At 37.5% G+C, this 19287-nt stretch carries 12 protein-coding genes and 1 tRNA gene; 4 read left to right on the forward strand and 9 right to left on the reverse strand.

What is annotated here, in order from left to right; genetic code table 11:
- Positions 1-20 precede the first annotated feature (20 nt).
- Together trkA and NPA36_RS01630 are read right to left on the reverse strand one after the other, a co-directional pair.
- Complete coding sequence (gene trkA / locus NPA36_RS01625; protein ID WP_256944372.1) at positions 21-1373, reverse strand: Trk system potassium transporter TrkA; 1353 nt, start codon at positions 1371-1373, stop codon at positions 21-23.
- Between the two features lie 53 nt (positions 1374-1426).
- A complete protein-coding gene (locus NPA36_RS01630; RefSeq protein ID WP_256944373.1) occupies positions 1427-1954 on the reverse strand; it encodes a SprT family protein in 528 nt (175 codons plus the stop codon).
- Between the two features lie 179 nt (positions 1955-2133).
- Between NPA36_RS01630 and NPA36_RS01635 the strand changes: the two genes are divergently transcribed.
- Positions 2134-2217, forward strand: a tRNA-Leu gene (locus NPA36_RS01635).
- Between the two features lie 284 nt (positions 2218-2501).
- Here the strand turns inward: NPA36_RS01635 and NPA36_RS01640 are convergent.
- The 6 genes from NPA36_RS01640 to NPA36_RS01665 all read right to left on the reverse strand — a co-directional run bounded on the left by NPA36_RS01640 (position 2502) and on the right by NPA36_RS01665 (position 11325).
- Positions 2502-2909, reverse strand: coding sequence for a hypothetical protein (locus NPA36_RS01640; protein ID WP_256944374.1), 408 nt, complete (start codon positions 2907-2909; stop codon positions 2502-2504).
- Positions 2910-2938: 29 nt separating this feature from the next.
- Positions 2939-4684 carry a pre-toxin TG domain-containing protein gene (locus tag NPA36_RS01645; protein ID WP_256944375.1) on the reverse strand — a complete coding sequence of 582 codons (1746 nt, stop codon included), beginning with the start codon at positions 4682-4684 and terminating at the stop codon, positions 2939-2941.
- Positions 4685-5738: 1054 nt separating this feature from the next.
- On the reverse strand, positions 5739-6626 hold the full coding sequence (locus NPA36_RS01650) for a CPBP family intramembrane glutamic endopeptidase (protein ID WP_256944376.1): 888 nt from the start codon (positions 6624-6626) through the stop codon (positions 5739-5741).
- 16 nt (positions 6627-6642) lie between these two features.
- On the reverse strand, positions 6643-8250 hold the full coding sequence (locus tag NPA36_RS01655) for a hypothetical protein (RefSeq protein WP_256944377.1): 1608 nt from the start codon (positions 8248-8250) through the stop codon (positions 6643-6645).
- Positions 8240-9073, reverse strand: a complete 834-nt coding sequence (locus NPA36_RS01660) for an ABC transporter ATP-binding protein (RefSeq protein WP_256944378.1) — start codon at positions 9071-9073, stop codon at positions 8240-8242. Before NPA36_RS01660 ends, NPA36_RS01655 begins: the two co-directional genes overlap by 11 nt.
- A 38-nt stretch (positions 9074-9111) precedes the next feature.
- Complete coding sequence (locus tag NPA36_RS01665) at positions 9112-11325, reverse strand: Tex family protein (RefSeq protein ID WP_256944379.1); 2214 nt, start codon at positions 11323-11325, stop codon at positions 9112-9114.
- Between the two features lie 376 nt (positions 11326-11701).
- Here NPA36_RS01665 and NPA36_RS01670 point away from each other — a divergent pair, with 376 nt between their 5' ends.
- Positions 11702-13165, forward strand: a complete 1464-nt coding sequence (locus NPA36_RS01670) for an NCS2 family permease (RefSeq protein WP_256944380.1) — start codon at positions 11702-11704, stop codon at positions 13163-13165.
- A 319-nt stretch (positions 13166-13484) separates the two neighbouring features.
- Entirely contained in the window at positions 13485-16148 is a 2664-nt protein-coding gene (locus NPA36_RS01675; protein WP_256944381.1) for a cation-translocating P-type ATPase, read from the forward strand.
- A gap of 132 nt (positions 16149-16280) precedes the next feature.
- Here NPA36_RS01675 and NPA36_RS01680 read toward each other — a convergent pair whose 3' ends face one another.
- Positions 16281-17366, reverse strand: coding sequence for a branched-chain amino acid aminotransferase (locus NPA36_RS01680; protein ID WP_256944382.1), 1086 nt, complete (start codon positions 17364-17366; stop codon positions 16281-16283).
- Between the two features lie 353 nt (positions 17367-17719).
- Between NPA36_RS01680 and NPA36_RS01685 the strand changes: the two genes are divergently transcribed.
- Positions 17720-19117, forward strand: a complete 1398-nt coding sequence (locus tag NPA36_RS01685; RefSeq protein WP_256944383.1) for a deoxyguanosinetriphosphate triphosphohydrolase — start codon at positions 17720-17722, stop codon at positions 19115-19117.
- Positions 19118-19287 lie beyond the last annotated feature (170 nt).

Genomic DNA, 19287 nt, shown 5'->3' on the forward strand with positions numbered 1-19287 from the left:
CTTCTTCTAATCAAATAATTTTATTTTAAAATTTCATCAATATCATCAAACGATTTTTCTCGAGTGACTACAATCACTCGGTCATGCGGCTGTAGCCTATCATTCCCAGTCGGATAAATGACATTTTGTCCTCGAATAATATGTGCTACCAAGAGGTCTGGTTTAGTTTGCAGTTGCGTTAATGGAATATCGCAGACTCGGCTACCCCTTTTTACTCGAAACTGAAGCGCCTCTACTTGGTTATCGGCAATACGGTATAAGGCTTCAACATTTGATCCTTGCGTATTAGCCCGTGCTCGAACAAATTGAATAATTTCACTAGCCACAATTTGCTTAGGAGTGATAAATGAACGTAGATTGATATTCTTTAGTACTTTTAGAATTCCAATCCGACTCATTTTTGTAATCACTTTAGGGACACCCTTATGCTTAGCGAAGATAGAGGCCATCAAGTTTTCTTCATCAACACCCGTTAGAGAAACAAAAGAATCATATTCATTAATCATTTGCTCTTCAAGTATATCATGGTCCGTTCCATCTGCTTGAATAATGGTCGCATTCGGAAACTCATGGCTTAAAAACTCACAGCGTTCTTCACTGATGTCAATAACTTTCGTCTCAACTCGACTCTGACTAAGCGCATGCAAGAGATAGTAGGCGATTCTCCCACCACCAACAATCAAGGTAGATTTCACCTGTTTATCGCCTCTACAAACAATCTTGAAAAAAGCTGCCAAATCTTGATAAGTACCTGTCACGTGAATGCGGTCCCCAACCTTCAAGAAGGTGCTCCCACTAGGAATAATAATTTCCTCGTCACGGTGAATAATACAAACCAAGACAGTCCCAAACCGACTACGGAAGTCCTTTAAACTCAAAGAATTTAATGGTGAATTTTCAGTAACTTCAATTTCAATTAAATTAACCTTATTTCCTGCAAACGACTCAACACTTAAAGCAGATGGATACTTCAATATTCTTGCAATATCCCTAGCAGCAGATAATTCAGGATTTATCATTAATGAAATTCCCAAGGTTTCTCGAACAAAGTTAAGCTGACTCGAGTATTCAGGATTTCTAACCCGAGCGATAGTGTATTCCGCCCCAATTTTTTTGGCTAAAATAGCTGCAATTATATTTACTTCATCCATTTCACTTGCCGCTATAAAGATATCAGCGGTTTGAACACCAGCTTCAATCTGAATATCATAGCTAGCTCCATTTCCTTCGATACCTGTAATATCAAATTTATTAATCAAGCGTTCTAAAATAATAGAATTTTTTTCAATCAGAATAATGTCATTTAATTCTGATGAGAGTTCGGCACATAAAACTTCCCCAACCTTACCGCCACCCACGATAACAATCTTCATTCTGTTTTACCCCCACTTTATTTATCTACCTAAATATATTTGTCAAATAGTAATTAGTCCAATTCTACCATTTTTATGAGCTTAAGACCATGGTGACATTTACCGCAGACAAAACGACTTGTATTAAGCTTTCTTCTACGCTTATATTGATGCTTACAAGCACTGCATTGATATAAATAATATTTTTTTATGGTATTTGGACGTCCAATCGCTTCTACATAACGGCTACCACCAACTTCTTTGAGCAAGCGTTTAAAGTCTAAGTCTTTGTGTTGGTAGCCACGACCTTCTAAATGCAGATGGTAATGGCAAAGCTCGTGTTTAATAACACCTATTAAAGCCTCAAAACCCAATTCGTTTTCTACCTTAGGATTAATATCAATATTATGACTATTCAGGTGATATCTACCACCAGTCGTTCGTAATCTTGCATTGTAATAGGCTTGGTTTTTAAATCTACGGTTAAAAAAACGGATTGAGATGTCTTCAATTAATGTCTGAAGCCATTCATCCGTTCGAGCTTCTTTTTGAATTCCATCATTATTTTTAATAAATGGACTATTCTCATTTGTTTTAGTCATGATAAGCACCTTTGCTATATAATATTAGACTAAATTCTACTCGTATATAGTGGACTTTGCAAGTAACAGTGACCAAAGCTTATCTTGGGGGACTTAAAAAATTTTCTTGACAATAAACCTAGCAAAATGCTATTATATCAATACATTGCGTTTGCAATGTATCTATTTTTTTAAACAATGCGGTCGTGGCGGAATGGCAGACGCGCTAGCTTGAGGGGCTAGTGGGAGGATCTCCCGTGGAAGTTCGAGTCTTCTCGGCCGCATCATTTTATATCTGAAAAACTAGATAAAAAGCACTAGGAATCACCTAATTTGGCTGATTCCTAGTGCTTTTTCTAATATATCAAAACTGGTTAACTTGTAAAATTAAATCATGATTTCTTAAACAATGAATACAGCCAACTTTTCACTAGCTATTGGCAACTTGATTAGTGGTGTTATACTTACTAATCAAGGCTGTCCTATCCGACTCCATTCAAATAGGACAGCCTTTTTTATTTTAAATTAATACTTTTATTCAAAATCTAGATACTATAATTTTATTTTATTAATCAATATACATTGGAGAAACATGCCCATCTACTTCTAATAAATCTTTTCGAAAGAAATCAAATAAAATATATTTATCTTCATCATTGAAAACTATTTCATCTTCCAAGATATAATATTCTTCCTCATCTAAATAAACTTTTAAAAATTTATGTTTACCAATTTTTATTGATCTTTCTTCTGCAAAAAATAATTTGCTTACTTCCTTATTCTCTTCTTTTGTTTGATCACCAATTAATAAAATTTTACACTCATATTTTGATCCAATTCTCATAAACAAGAAGTTATTATCATCACTATAACCTATTGAGTTGTCAAAGCATTCTTCCTCTTTTTCAGTAACAATATTTCTTAAATAAATATCTCTATCCATTATTCGTTCATCTATATCGGTTACTTCAAACATAATCTATTCACTTCTCTTTCTAAATAAAATTAAATTGGATATACAGAAACAATAAATCCATTCTTACCATACGCAATGAGATATTTTTTACCATTTATTAAGTAAATAGCATTCATTCCTCTTGAAGATTCTACAATACTTACTGGATTATTTTTTAGCATATCATGGATAAATTCTGGAATATTTTTAATACCTCTTTTAGAAAAATCGGTTGCATGGCGAATTTCAATATGATTCAATCCAGCTTTATTATTTCCGTATTCTAACCATAATAAATCTTTTTCAGTATTCTTTGTCACCATAATCACATCATCTGGATTATACTTTACACCACTTTTTGAAAGTTCATCTAATAAATCAGGATTTAACAGCCTTTCAGCCCCAGTAATATTTTTCGCTACATCATCCGCAAGACCACTACTCTTATTATAACCAGTTCCAGTATTCCAATTCAAACTAAAACTCTTACTAACATCTGAGCTAGAGGCTGCCATATCGGCCTTATTCAAAGAGACAAAGTCATCCAGCTTGCTTGTCAGCGTATCTATTTGACTAGAGCTTGTAGGGGGAACCCCTGAAACAAACTGAGGTTCTAGCCCAACGTTTAAACGGAAATTTTTCGCTACATCACTCAGCTGACTATCCACAGCTTTTAAGCCAGAACTCAAGTGTTCTGCCCCTGATACGACCGTTTTATTGGTGATATTGGCAAGCTGTTTACCAAAGTTGTCCACTTGTCCCACAACCTTGTCGCCAACCTTGTTGGCCAGCTTGACCACATTGTCCACGTTACGAGCCCCTTGTTCAAACCCTTCTTTGAGAGTAGCTTGAAGCAATTCCTTGGCTGCTAGCTTACTGCCTGATTTGGCCACTTTAGTGAGGTAACCAACCCCTGGAATTAAATCAAATAAGGCAAAGGAGCCTCGTAAGGCACGTTCACCATCACTCAACTCTCGTCCAGTTCCCCAGTCCTTGCCTGAGATAGTCGAATACGTTTCTACCGCTGCTAGAGTAATCCCTGCCGCAATACCTGCTGGTGGGCAGAAGATGGTCAGCACAATGACACCAGCTCCTAAAGCAAGGTCTCGCCACAGCTCGATAGTTTCCTGTTGATCACTAATCGAATCATATTGAAAGGCTCGGGTGTGATGACTGGCCATCAGATAATCAGAGGCGGTCAGTTTATGTTCCTGATAGGCATCACTCGTTTGATAAGCCTCATAGCTAGCCTCAAGGGCTGTTTTATAAGGATTGTCCACCTGGTAGAGATCCGCCAAGCTAATCTCCTTCGGTGTGACTTCAATGGTCGTGGAATGGCCATACATATCTGTGATTTGGTCTGTGCGCTTATACCCAACGGTATTACTAGTCTTGTAAGTAGAAATACTCAAAGCCTCAAGACTGGCGCCTACCTTATCCATGGCTTCATAAAAGGGTTTATCAATCTTATCTGTTATATATTTGGAGACATTGCTGGAATAGGTTTCCAGTTTTCCTAGTTTCGCTTGTAACGTCAATGCCTGTTCTTTCTCATCGTGATAGGAAAAGGAGACGACACCATCGCTATCTTTTTCAGCAATCAACTGTTTAGCTCTCTCGGATAAGTCAACCAAGTCTCTGATTTGTTTCCCGAAACCATAAGTCACTCCATAACCATTATAGCCGCCATAACCACCATAACCGGTAGAGGAGTACCCTCCTCCACCGGTAAGAGAGGAGAGGGCGTTTTTCATTTTACTCCAGGTGGACGTGTGTAATTCAACATTTTTGGTCATGAGATATCCCCTTCTATATCATAAACGTCTATTAGATTTTTAGTTGAATGTATTGCCAATACTTTATCAAACCTCTATTCCACTTGTACTCCTTGTTTGTCCATATTACTTTACCTCCAATTATCAGACCTAAAATAAAAATAGCTACACCTATGAGTAACCATTATTTCTTATCTTCCAATTGATACTCACCTACAATGATTCTTAGTTTTTTTAATAGTAACATAACATAAATTGTTTTTCTATTTGTTATAACCTGAACATAGAGCTATAAATAAGCGACTTTCCCAAAATTTTACCTAGGCAACAAAATAATAAGATATCGCTAATCAAACGTGCCTCTTATGGCTATCGAATTTTCGAGTATTTTAGAGAACAGATTTATGTTATTCAAAGACTAATTTTTGTTTAAAACACAAAAACCAATGGAGAACATTCTCCACCGGTTTCTGGCGATACTTTTATTCATTTTGAGTCCATCAACACTATTTGACGAACAACCTAAAATTAGGGCTAAACCACAAAAGAGTTTTGCACTTGAATGAAAGGAAACACCACCAAACCCCTTGTTACTAAAGGGTTTTAGTGGTGTTTCTATTTTTTTTAAGAGTATATATACAGTTTTTTTAAGCTTTTAATGTCATCAATGAAGAATTCATTTCATTTTCAATATCTTTGCATAGTCTTCAGTCAAAATTACTCTGTTTTCTCAAATGAAATAATAATTTTATACATCTAAATTTGATAAATACTTATATCTTATAGGATAAATTTATCAAAAATCATATGATAAATTAGTTTTTTTATCAAAAAATAGTAAATTTATATACAAAACTTCTATTTAACCATTATAGCAAAACTACTGTATATATACAAGTGTTAATTGATTATATTTTGTATAACCCTTGTGGCTGTAGGTGTTTGTCGACTTATTTTTTTCTGCAAGTGCAAAAGTCGGGTGATAAAATTTCTGTAAAACTCTTTTTTTGTATAGCAGAGTGGACTTTTTGCCCATCCCATTTCTGATTTTTTATTAGGTCATATTTTTTGTGATTTACAAATGGGTTTTAGTCTCTATGGACTTTTTACCCATAACTATGATAATAAGACAAGCAATTACTAATACAAGTGTGGTAAATATACTTCCCTCGGGACCAAATTGACCACCTGATAACCAGTCTGGACCGCTAGTTTTGAAAACAAAAAGTGAAGAATTTAGGGGATTGCCGCTAACAGGCAAGCCAAAGATACTTCCTTGGATACAATTCCAGGCTGCATGAACGCCACAAACACCCCAAATATTCTCAAATTTCAAGGCATAGAGACACATAAAAATACCAAACAAGCTGACATTAAGGATAGAAAGGAAAGTCACTCCTGAGTTGGCCAAATGCAACAGTCCGAATATGGTTCCTGACAAAATGATGGCTAAAGGCACATTTGACCTAACACCAATAACTGGCATGAGCCAACCTCTTGTGACAACCTCTTCCGTTCCACCTTGAACCAACCAACCTCCAAGAGATATTGTTAGGGCTAAAATACTTGAGCTAGAAATATTCATGGTATGGGCTTTAGAAAAACCAAAAACTACCATAATACCCAATACAAGTGAGAACATAGCAAAACCAACTAACCATCCCACCAGTAAATCTCTTAAAGCATGCTCTTTAAAGAAACCTAATGAAGAAATGTCCCTTTTCTCAACCAACTTAACCCAAAGAATGACTAAGAGAGAAATAGTGATAAAAGAAAATAGAAGCGCGAAAATCCCCCCATCTGGAAGACTAGCAAATACTGTTGTTAAAGGAATGATAACAGCAATACCTAAAGTCTGACCAAGTATGATAAACATAACCGCCATCAAAAGGGAAATAAATACAGGTAATATTCTCTTAGATTGACTAGCAGCTTGAAACAAACGATTATTTTTTGTAAACATCAATTTGACCCCTCTCCTATTGTAATTTCTTCCAGAATCGAGACTGGTAACTTAGGTGAAGCGTCCCAATCACTATAAAGAAAATAATTAATATTGCTATGGTAATTGCCAAAGCTACTTGACTATTGACAGCCAAAAGAACCGCTCCTAAAGCGAAAGTCGCTACTAATACTATCAAGGCAGAAATAATTTTGAAGACGAATTGAGACACTTTCCCAACTCCCCTACCCAGTAATTGCTCTACATTCTGCCAATTCAAATTAAGATTGTCATAATCAAGTTTAAAGATAACTTGTCCTAAATAATAAGCCATACCTAAGTATCCCACCATTGAAAAAAACATATAGAGAAGGGGTATCCTCATCATTAGCCCTAAAACAACTAATATGACAAGTGGGATTAGATTATGAACTAAGAAAGCTACGAAAAATTTTATTTTTAGATAGTACTCCATTGAAAAGGGCATAGCCTTGATAAAAGAGTAATTTTCCCTATCTAAGGATATACTTATTCCTAAAAATGAATTTTGCCCTGATAATAAGATTGCAAATGCAACTCCCAGAAATAGGCTAACCGCTAGAAATTGATTGCCTATTTCTGGAGCGCTTAGAATTATACTTGCTGCATTTAATAGAGAAAACAGCATAATAATAGGAAATATTAGCGGAGTGACCACAAAAGTTACAAAATTAGTCCTATCAAAGATAAGACCAATATTGTATTTGATAAGATTCTTTTGGATAGATTTTCTAGAAGATGTCTTTTTCGCTACTCGACTTTTCTTATTGGTTGTGGTCGCAATCTCATAACTAAGATCATAAAATTTTGGAAGAATAACCTTAACAACAATCGTGATTAAAGCTGCAACCAAACTCAGCCAGATAAGCAAATGCATAAAAAACTCTAATGAAAATGGGCTAAAAATGGACAGAAAATAAATACCTAGCGCCTTGTTAAAGATGGTAACATTGGTTAGATATGGAAACAAATTTTGCATAGCATAAAAAGAAAAGTAGCTGATAAATGTTAATAAGGGTAACACAATAGAAAAGATAGCTTCCTTATGTTTCTTAAATACCTTGGTATTCAGGGTTACATATACACTAATCAGTCCTAGTGAGACTAAAAATGTCAGAATTAGTATGCTCATAAATAAAGCCATTGGTAAAGTAATATACAAGGGATTATTCACCTTAATTGCCAAGATGAAGAGAAAGATGATTGGGGTAAATAAGTAAGGTCCTGAATAGACCAGAACAGAAATCCCCTTCCCAATAACCAATTCTTGACTTGTTATTGGTAAATGTCGATAAGAACCGAAATCCTTGCTCTCAAAAAAGACATTAATAATAGTCAAGGTTAAATTTAGAAAAGCAATCATGATAAATAGAGCAAAAATACTGGTAGAGGCATTTTGATTGCTCTCAATTGGAAATAAATAGAATATAACACTATAAAAAATCACAAGAATAAGAAAAGACCAAAAATTTTGCTGTAAAAGATAGCTACCCGTCGTTTTTCCTTTGGACTTTGCCTGTTTATCGCGAAAATTCTTAGCTTGTCTAGGTGGCAAAGTGTACAAAACATTTGTACGAATAATCTGTTGGATAACTTTAGTTCTCATGTTCGTCCACCTCTTTTACCAAAGAATCACCAACCATACCTTCCATTGGAGTAAGGTTGGTTTCTTCTTTATTCTCAAGGTCCAGTTGTTCAATAACATCAGGATTCTTCAAACCAGTCATTTCCAAGTAAATCGATTCCAAACTCGCTTGTGGATTGGCCGCTTTCAACTCCTCAACCGTTCCAAAAAAGATTAATTGCCCTTTCTTTAAGATGGCAATCTGGTCACAGAGAGTTTCCGCCACTTCCAATACATGAGTAGAAAAAATAACGGTATTACCTTCTTTAGCATGATTTCTCATCAATCCTTTTAATTCAAAGGCTGATTGGGGGTCTAAACCCGTCATAGGCTCATCCAAAATCCAAATATCGGGATTAGACAAAAGAGCTGCAATGACAAAAACCTTTTGTCGCATACCATGCGAAAATGATTCTATGACACCAAACTGTTCTTCTTTAAAATTAAAGAGAGTTAGCAGCCAATCTAGTCGTTTTTGGAAGTCTTCATCACCCATTTGAAAGGCAGACGCAACTAGTTCCCATACCTCAAAAGCTGTTAGTTTTAAAAAGAGATCTGGTGAATCGGAAACATAACCAATTTTTGACTTAATGGCTAAACGATTGGCAGACAATTCCAACCCATCAACCCAAATCTCTCCCTCACTTGGGTCAATGATACTAACAAGAGACTTAAGAGCAGTTGATTTCCCCGCTCCATTGTGTCCAATTATCCCAATAATTTGTCCTGATGGTATCTGAATCGAAAAGTCATTTAAAGCAACTTTTTTCCCATACTTTTTTGTAACCTGTCGAAATTCAATCATCTGCTCACTCCTATATCTTTTTGATTTACATAACATTCCTAATCTTTAGGGGCTATCATGGTTAGGGCGATTCTATTCTTGTGGTGGTCCACTTCTAAGACCCAGACTGTTACAATATCACCAACTGCTACAACGTCAGATGGCTTTTTAACAAAACCTTTTTTCAAGCGTGAGATATGAACTAATCCATCTTGTTTAACACCAATATCTACGAATGCTCCAAAATCTACCACGTTTCTAACGGTTCCCTCAAGCTCCATACCAACTTGGAGGTCCTCCATACTTAACACATCACTGCGTAGTATTGGGCCAGATACTTGGTCTCTAGGATCACGACCTGGTTTAGAAAGACCATCCAAGATGAGTTCAAAAGTTTCTTTCCCAATGGCTGCTTCTGCTAAAAGTTCTGCCTTTGGTAATTCCGCCAGACTAGTTTGGATTTTCTCCGTGCCAATATCTTCTTTCTTTAGACCAGCTTTTTCCATTAGGATTTTTGTAGCTGGATAGGACTCCGGATGGATTTCTGTGCTATCCAAAATATTCTTCCCATCAATAATCCTTAAAAAACCAACTGCTTGTTCATAGGCTTTTGGCCCTAAACGAGGAACTTTTTTCAGTTGTGCCCGAGAATCAAATTTTCCATTTTCATCACGATAGGTCACAATATTAGAGGCAATGCTTTTATTCAAGCCGGAGATATGTTCTAGCAAAATAGCACTGGCTGTATTCAGATTGACACCAACAGCATTCACGGCTGACTCAACCACTAGAGACAACTCTTGGTCCAATTCTTTTTGAGAAACATCATGTTGGTATTGGCCTACTCCGACTGCTTTTGGGTCGATTTTAACCAGTTCAGCTAGAGGGTCTTGTAAGCGACGAGCGATACTAACAGCAGATCGTTCTTCCACTTGGTAGTCAGGGAACTCTTGGCGTGCCACATCGCTAGCAGAATATACCGAAGCTCCAGCTTCGTTAACAATGGTGAATACAACAGGGAAATCTAAACCTTTGATCTGTTCTGCCACGAAGAGTTCTGATTCACGGCTGGCTGTTCCATTTCCAATAGCAACCATAGAAACCTTGTACTTGGTCAGTAACTGTCTAAAAATGGGTCCTGCTTGAGCTCGTTTGGCTTCTGAAGCTCCTTTATGAGGGTAGATAACTGCCTTATCTAGCACCTTACCTGTATCGTCTATGATGGCTAATTTACAACCTGTACGATAGGCTGGATCAAGTCCTAAAATAATCTGACCTTTCATCGGCGCTTGTAACAGTAAATTTTTTAAGTTTTCCCCAAAAATAGCAATTGCTTGAGCTTCAGCTTTATTGGTTAATTCATTACGGATTTCTCGTTCAATGGCTGGTCCAATGAAGCGTTTATAACTATCTTCAATAGCCGCAATGATCAGCGGTGCTGCTGGAGAGCTTATATTTTTAATGTAATCTGCTTTTATTTTTTCTAATTCAGCATCGATAGCAATTTCTAGACTAACACGAATAACTTCTTCCTTCTCAGCTCGATTCAAGGCTAGAATTCGGTGAGGCACAATGCTTTTGACTGGCTCCTCATAATCGTAATACATCTCATAGATTCCTTTTTCATCTTTAGATGCATCTTTTAAGGAAGCCTTAACTAACCCCTTTTGACGAGTGTATTGTCGAATTCGTTTTCGATACGAAGGTTGGTCACTAATCATTTCAGCAATAATCTCATGTGCACCTTCTAATGCCATTTGTGGACTTGTGATGGATTTTTCTTCATCCATATACGTAGCTGCCTCAGCTTCAAGGTCTACTTTTAGTGGGCAAGTCAGTAACCAATCAGCCAAAGGTTCCAGTCCTGCTTCTTTTGCAATGGTTGCTTTGGTTCGTCTCTTCTGTTTGTAAGGACGGTAAAGGTCTTCCAAGGCTGTTAGTGTAGCTGCATTTGTAATGCTATCATGTAGGTCTTTTGTTAGCTTCCCTTGTTCATCGATTAAACGCAAAACTTCATCTTTGCGTTTAAACAAATTCTCACTGTAGCGATGATAATCCTCAATCTCACGAATTTGAACTTCATCCAGAGAACCCGTCTTGTCTTTCCGATAACGAGCAATAAAAGGAACTGTATTGCCTTCAGCCAGCAAATCCAATACCGTATCGATTTGCACAGGCTTATAGGCATGTAGTTCTTTTTTAATAGAGTCAACGGCTCTTTGCTCCGGTGTTTGGCTAGCTTCTACGTAACTAAATGCTTTGTCATTAGTCATTTTATAATCCTCGATTCTTTAGTCTTTAGAACTTAATTCACTTTCTACAATACCATTTTTTCTAGTTTTTTTCATCTGAAATCCAAATACTCCCATGTACATATTTCCACCTATTAAAGGTTTCTTATTCTTTCCCCTCTAACTGCTTACTTCCATACATTTTTACTATTTACTATTAAACTTAGCTATTCAATAAAAAGATACAACTACTTTTGACTAAAACACGAACGTTTTATATATTTTTATCAACAATTATTCAGTTTTACTATTGCCTTACACTAGAAGTTAGACTATACTAAATTTATTCACATTAATCACTTGATGAACTTGCTTGCAAAAGTAAAGAAACATTAAGAAAAAAGGAGCAATTATTTTTATGGAAAAGTTTTTTAAGCTGAAAGAGAATGGTACCACGGTTGGAACTGAATTCATTGCAGGGCTGACTACCTTTTTCGCCATGTCATATATTTTATTCGTTAACCCAAGTATTTTAAGCCAAACAGGTATGCCCTTCCAAGCAGTTTTCCTGGCGACTATTATCGCTACCGTCATCAGTACCCTAATTATGGGCTTGTTCGCTAACGTCCCTTATGCACTAGCTCCAGGGATGGGGTTAAATGCTTTCTTTACCTTCACTGTTGTCTTCGGACTCGGATTTTCTTGGCAAGAAGCCTTAGCTATGGTTTTCATATGTGGACTATTTAACGTCTTTATTACAGTTACCAAGGTTCGTAAGAGCATTATCAAATCCATTCCTGTTAGCATGCAACATGCTATCGGTGGTGGAATCGGGATTTTCATTGCCTACATTGGTATTAAAAATGCTAATCTCCTTTCTTTCTTATCTGATTCCTCTACAATCACTTCCATTAATAATGCTCCATTTAATGCAGCAACCGAAGCTTATAACGGTGGCATTTTCTCTGTCGTTACTAATGGTGGTATCGTTCCATCACTTGTTAACTTTACACAATCCGATGCACTTTTGGCCGTCATTGGTCTTATCATCACGGTTATCCTTTTGATTAAAAATGTCAAAGGGGCCATCCTTATCGGTATTATTGCAACAACCATCCTTGGTATTCCCATGGGCCTTGTCAACTTAGGGGCAATTGATTTTGCTAGCAACTCATTATCTGCTTCGTTCTCTGACCTTGGCGTTACCTTTATGGCAGCATTTGGTCCTCAAGGTATGGGATCACTATTTGGAAATCCAGAAAAATTGCCACTAGTCTTGATGACTATTTTTGCCTTTAGTTTGTCTGATACCTTTGATACGCTAGGAACCTTCATCGGAACAGGTCGTAAAACTGGGATCTTCTCAGCAGAAGATGAACGACTATTGGAAGATGGATCAGGTTTCTCTTCAAAAATGGATAAAGCTTTGTTTGCAGATGCGATTGGAACCTCTATCGGTGCTATCTTTGGAACATCCAACACAACCACCTATGTCGAAAGTGCTGCTGGAATTGGCGTTGGCGGCCGTACTGGATTAACTGCTGTAGCTACTGCTGTTCTCTTCTTACTCTCTACTTTACTGGCACCTCTAGTAGGAATCGTCCCTGCAGCCGCAACAGCTCCAGCTTTGATTATTGTTGGGGTGATGATGTTATCCTCATTTGCTGATGTCAAATGGAACGACCTTGAAGAAGCAATTCCAGCCTTTTTTGCAGGAGTCTTCATGGCTCTATCTTATAGTATCTCTTATGGTATCGCAGCTGGATTTATCTTCTATTGTATTGTCAAAGTAACTACTGGAAAAGCCAAAGAAATCCACCCAATCCTTTGGGTAGCAACTGGCTTGTTTATTCTTAATTTTATCATCCTTGCCATTCTCTAAAAATGCTAAAATACAAGAAAATTCTAAGAATAGTTTAGTATTATTCTTGCAATCACTTTTTACTTTCGCTATACTATTTTCATAGATTGAATGGAATCTCCATAAGGGAGTAACTAGCAGCGAGTGCTGTGGTATTATCAACAACGCTAAGTGGGCTTTGTTTCACTGGTAATACCTTAAATAGTGAGACTTATGCCTAAGCTGTTAAAAAAGCTAGTGCATAAGTCTCACTTTTTTGTTTATTTGTACTACTTTCTAGTAATCTCCTATGAAGAAACCAAACAATCCATCAAACTACTTAAAAAGGAGTGTTTATCTGTTGGAAACCAATATTAAAAAACCATTTTATGCCCAAACAGAAGAAGAAGTCTTGCAAAACGTAAACAGCTCACTTGAGGGATTAACCAGTGATCAAGTGAAACAACGTTTGGCAGAAAATGGACCAAATGCTTTAGAAGAAGGCGAGAAGAAATCCTTAATCCAAAAGTTCTTTGATCAATTCAAAGACTTTATGATTATTGTCTTACTTGCTGCAGCCGTTATCTCATTATTTGCTCATGGAGGCTCCACTCCTGACCCAACCGATGCAATTATTATTCTAGCTGTTGTTATCTTAAACGCCATCCTTGGAGTTTTCCAAGAGGCACGAGCGGAAGAAGCCATTGATGCCTTGAAGAAAATGGCCTCACCAATCGCCAAAGTACGACGTGATGGAAATGTGATTAACGTTAATAGTGAAGATATCGTAGTCGGTGATATCGTTATCCTAGAAGCAGGAGACGTTGTCCCAGCTGATATGCGTCTGTTGCAAGTGAATACCATTAAGATTGAAGAATCAGCCTTAACTGGTGAATCTGTACCCGTTGAAAAAGACCTTGTCTTACACGAAGGTGACGATGTCGGCATTGGTGACCGTACTAATATGGCTTTCTCAAGTACTAGCGTAACTTATGGACGTGCCGTTGGGGTTGTTACCTCTACAGGTATGAATACCGAGGTTGGTCGAATCGCCCACATGTTAGCCAACACTGAAGAAAGCAAAACGCCATTACAAGAAAACCAAGATGCCTTAGGTAAATGGTTGACCATTATGATTTTGGTTATTGCAGCTCTAATTTTTGCTGTTGGACTCTTACGTGGTAACGAATGGACACACATGTTACTAACCGCAATCGCTATTGCCGTAGCTGCTATTCCTGAAGGCTTACCTGCTATCACAACCATCATACTAGCGCTTGGAACACAAAAGATGGCTCAAAGAAACGCTTTGGTTAGAAAACTTCCTGCCGTTGAAACATTAGGTGGTGTTGAAGTTATCTGTTCCGATAAAACAGGTACCCTTACCCTTAACCAAATGACTGTTGAAAAAATGGTCTATGACGACAAAATTCATGATGCTAAAGAAGATATTGATTTAAGCAATACAGCTTTACGCATGATGAATTTAGCCAATGATACTCAAATCGCACCAGATAAATCATTAATCGGTGACCCTACCGAAACCGCTATGGTTCAGTACGGGTTAGATAAAGGCTATGACCTTGGAGCAGAATTAGCTACAAGCCCACGTGTAGCCGAAGTACCATTTGATTCCACAAGAAAATTAATGTCTACTGTTCATGAATTAGCAGATGGTCGTTTCCTAATCGCTACAAAAGGTGCACCAGATATGCTTCTTGACCGTGTAACAAAAATTGAAAAGAACGGTCAAATTCTTGATTTTACTCCAGCTGACCATGAACACATTCTTAAACTAAACACTGAGATGGCTTCTCAAGCATTACGTGTGTTGGCTATGGCTTACAAATACGTGGACAGCATGCCTACTTCTTTAGATACTGCTGTAGTTGAAAAAGATTTAATCTTTGCTGGTTTAGTCGGTATGATCGACCCAGAACGTGCTGAAGCCGGAGCTTCCATCCGTGTGGCTAAAGATGCTGGTATCCGAACTGTAATGATTACCGGTGACCACAAAGAAACTGCTCAAGCCATTGCTAAACGTCTTGATATTTTAAGCCCTGACCAAGTTGGCGGCGTGCTAACCGGGGCTGAATTAAACGATATTTCTGATGAAGAATTAACCAAAACAGTTGAAAACTACTCTGTCTACGCTCGTGTATCTCCAGAACATAAAGTACGTATCGTAAAAGCATGGCAAGCAAATGGGAAAGTTGTTTCCATGACAGGTGATGGCGTTAATGATGCTCCTTCCCTAAAACAAGCTGATATCGGTGTTGGTATGGGAATTACTGGTACAGAAGTATCTAAGGGTGCCTCTGACATGGTCCTAGCAGATGACAACTTTGAAACAATCGTAGTTGCCGTTGAAGAAGGACGTAAAGTATTTGCTAATATCCAAAAAGCAGTTCAGTTCCTCTTATCTGCTAACTTCGGTGAAGTAATGACCCTATTCATTGCTACAATGGCTGGTTGGTCTATCCTAGAGCCTGTTCATATTCTTTGGATCAATTTAGTAACTGACGTTTTCCCTGCTATCGCCTTAGGACTTGAAGAAGCAGAGCCAGATATTATGAACCACCCACCACGTGGAAAGAGCTCAAACTTCCTTTCAAACGGTGTCTTACCAAGTATCTTCTACCAAGGTATTCTAGAAGGTGGAATCACCCTATTCGTCTTTTGGTACGCAACCCATGTCGCTAATTGGGAAAACCTTGTTGGTGAAACCATGGCTTTTGCAACCTTAGGATTAATTCAATTATTCCATGCTTTTAACGTTAAATCCGTCTACAAGTCAATCTTCTCAGTTGGACCATTCAAAAACAGAATGTTCAACTATGCGATTCTCTTATCAGCAGTATTACTACTAGCTGTTATGCTTGTCCCAGGTTTAACAGGATTCTTTGATGTAGCACCACTTACACCTATGCAATGGGCAATCTCAGTTGGTTCTGCCTTCTCTATCATCCCAATCGTAGAAATCATTAAAGCTATTCTACGTGCTACTGGAGCAGATAAAGACTAGGAAAGTGATTTTAAAATTATCCATTTCTTAAAAGAGAGAAACTCCCTTAGAGGGCACCAATTGTGCTTGCTCTAAGGGAGTTTCTTTGGCTTGTTATCAAATCAAGCTATGACTTCTTATAACCACTTATTTTTAAACCTTACAAACTTCTACAGACCAACCTTGAGGTCCTTCTTCTTTTCCTAATTGGATTGCCGTTAAGCGATCATAAATGTTACGTGCTCCTGGACCCGTTTTGAAGTCATTAACAACATATTTTTTATCACGATAAGCTAATTCCCCGACTGGAGTAACAACCGCTGCTGTCCCCGTTCCAAAAATTTCTTCTACCGATCCATCTTCAATACCTCCAAGCAGTTCCTCAATAGAAACATGTCGCTCCTCCACTGTTTCTCCAGCTTCCTCTAGTAATTGAATAACCGAGCGTCTAGTAATACCGGGTAGGATTGAGCCATTTAAGGCTGGTGTTACGTAAGTTCCGTTGATTTTGAAGAAGATATTCATAGCACCAACTTCCTCAATATATTTGCGTTCAACACCATCTAACCAAAGCGTTTGAGCATATCCTAAGGCTGCTGCCTTGTCTTGTCCTTTGTAAGAGCCAGCGTAGTTTCCAGCTGTTTTGGCATATCCCATACCACCTCTGACCGCACGAACATACTCTTCCTCCACATAGATCTTGGTTGGAGCCAGATCAGAAGAAAAATAAGCACCAGATGGGGAAAGTATTACTCCATAGGTCACTGTTTTAGCTGTATGTACTGCCAACGTTTTTTCAGTACTGAACATAAATGGACGAATATAAAGGGATGTCCCAGCTGAACTTGGAACCCAAGATTTTTCAATTTCTAATAATTTTTTTAGAGACGCTAGGGCAAACTCTGGATCCAAGTCAGGCAAGGACAATCTATCAGCCGAAATATTTAAGCGTTCAAAATTACAATCTGGTCTAAACAGTAGAATCTTGCCATTTTCGTTATAAGCTTTCATTCCTTCAAAAATAGCTTGTCCATAATGAAATACCGCTGTCGCTGGATCTAAGCTAAACGGTCCATAAGGGACAATTCTAGGGTCGTGCCAACCTTCTTGATCATCCCAATCTATTAACAGCATGTGGTCTGTATATACTGCACCAAAGCCTAGCTTATCTTCAGGCGTTTTCTCCTTTGTTTGTGCTACCTTTTCAAATCGGATATCTTTCACGTCTAGTGTTGCCATTCTCATCCCTACTTTCTCCGTATTCAGTATACATAATTCTTCTAATCACTTTCAGCCTAAAAATAGGAAATAGAGCCAGCTATCATCTAAAATAGTTTGGCTCTATTTCAAAATTTTGGTTTCAAAAGATTAGAGTCAGAGTATGAGTCGTTTGAAGTAGTTAGCTTGTTTTCTTGTTTAAGCATTTTCATCAATTCACTCCTCTGTTTATATTGTAAATAAATTAACATGGAACTCACTAAATGTCAAGCTTTTTCTAATCTTATTCTAATGATGAATATCATTATTTTTGTGTTTTACTAGTCTATTTTGATATGATAGTCTCATAAGATTGCTAGAAATGAGGGATGGTTATGGAATGGAAGAAACTTTTATCCAATCAGCGTTTGTCAGGTAAGGTTGGACCTTACCGCAATGAGTTTGACGATGATTACAAAAGAATTATTACAAGTCCAGCATTTAGGAGGCTACAAGATAAAACTCAGGTCTTTCCTTTAGAGCGGAATGACTTTATTCATACTCGCTTAACTCACTCACTAGAGGTTGCCATGATTGGTCGCTCTCTGGTGAAAGATATAGTGGCTGGTTTAGAAGAGGAGTTGGCAACTAAGGCTAATAGCCATTTAACCCAAAGTAAATTGGAAATGGTGGAACACGTCGATGAGATTGCTCGCATTATTGAATGTGCTGGTCTGCTTCATGATATTGGAAATCCTCCATATGGTCATTTTGGGGAAGATAGCATCCGACAATGGTTTAAACTACGGTTACCAAAATTTTTACCCAAAGATGACCCCATCTCAAAGCAACTCCTAGATAGTCCTTTTATCCATGACCTTTACAACTTTGATGGCAATGCACAAACCCTGCGTACCATCACCAAGCTCCATGAATTCAAGGGTGTTTTCGATGGTATGGACCTAACCATGGCCACTATGAATTCTATCATCAAATACACAAGACTTTCTGACCAAGAACCTGGTAAGGATATTGCTAGTAAGAAAATGGGTTATTTTTATGCTGAACGTGATATTTATGAGCGTATCAGCCAAGCGACAGGCGCGGTTAATGTACGACATCCTCTAACTTTTATTCTTGAAGCAGCAGATGATATTGCCTATCTAGTCGCTGATATCGAAGACGCCATTAACAAGGGTATCCTCAGATTCTCAGATGTTCGAAAAGCACTTTTGGAGAATCTAACAGAAGACACGAACAAAGCTCTCTTTTCTGTTCAAATTCGTCAACTGTTAGACGATAGCTACCGTGACGATTTTAGTATTAACCGCTTCTTTGTTGAGTTGCGAAATAAGCTAACCTCATCTGCTCAACATTCCTTTATTCAGCATTATGGAGATATTATGGAAGGAACTTACCAAGAAGACCTCTTTTACCAATCTTGGGCTGCTGATTTGTATAACTGTCTAAGAGAAATTTCTACAAACTATATCTATGACCACAAAAATGTATTGCGTTTGGAAATCTCGGGTTATACAACGCTAACCTCTCTTTTAGAAACGTTTATCCCACCTTTAATAAAATATGATACGGGTGCCACCCTAAGTTATGTTGACCAAAAACTGATTAAATTAATTTCAGATAGCCAAAAAGCCTCCTACCATTACTTTTCTCAGCATAAAACGCCTGTTGAAAAGCTCTACTTACGGATGTTATTGGCAACTGATTTTATTTCAGGGATGACGGATAGTTATGCTCAAAATCTCTATCTCAATTTACAAGGAATTAAATAAACTTTAATTTAAGAGAAAAATCAATAGCCTTCTGTTCTTAAGTGGTACTTTTTTTATGAAAGAAAGGCTGCTTTAAAGAGAAATATAGTCAATTCCTTGATTGTTTGGTATACTGTAGAAGTATTATTTTGCTTATAATGACTTATGTAGACAGAAAAAACTAGTGAATA

The organism is Granulicatella seriolae, assembly GCF_024543085.1.
Classification (GTDB): domain Bacteria; phylum Bacillota; class Bacilli; order Lactobacillales; family Aerococcaceae; genus Granulicatella; species Granulicatella seriolae.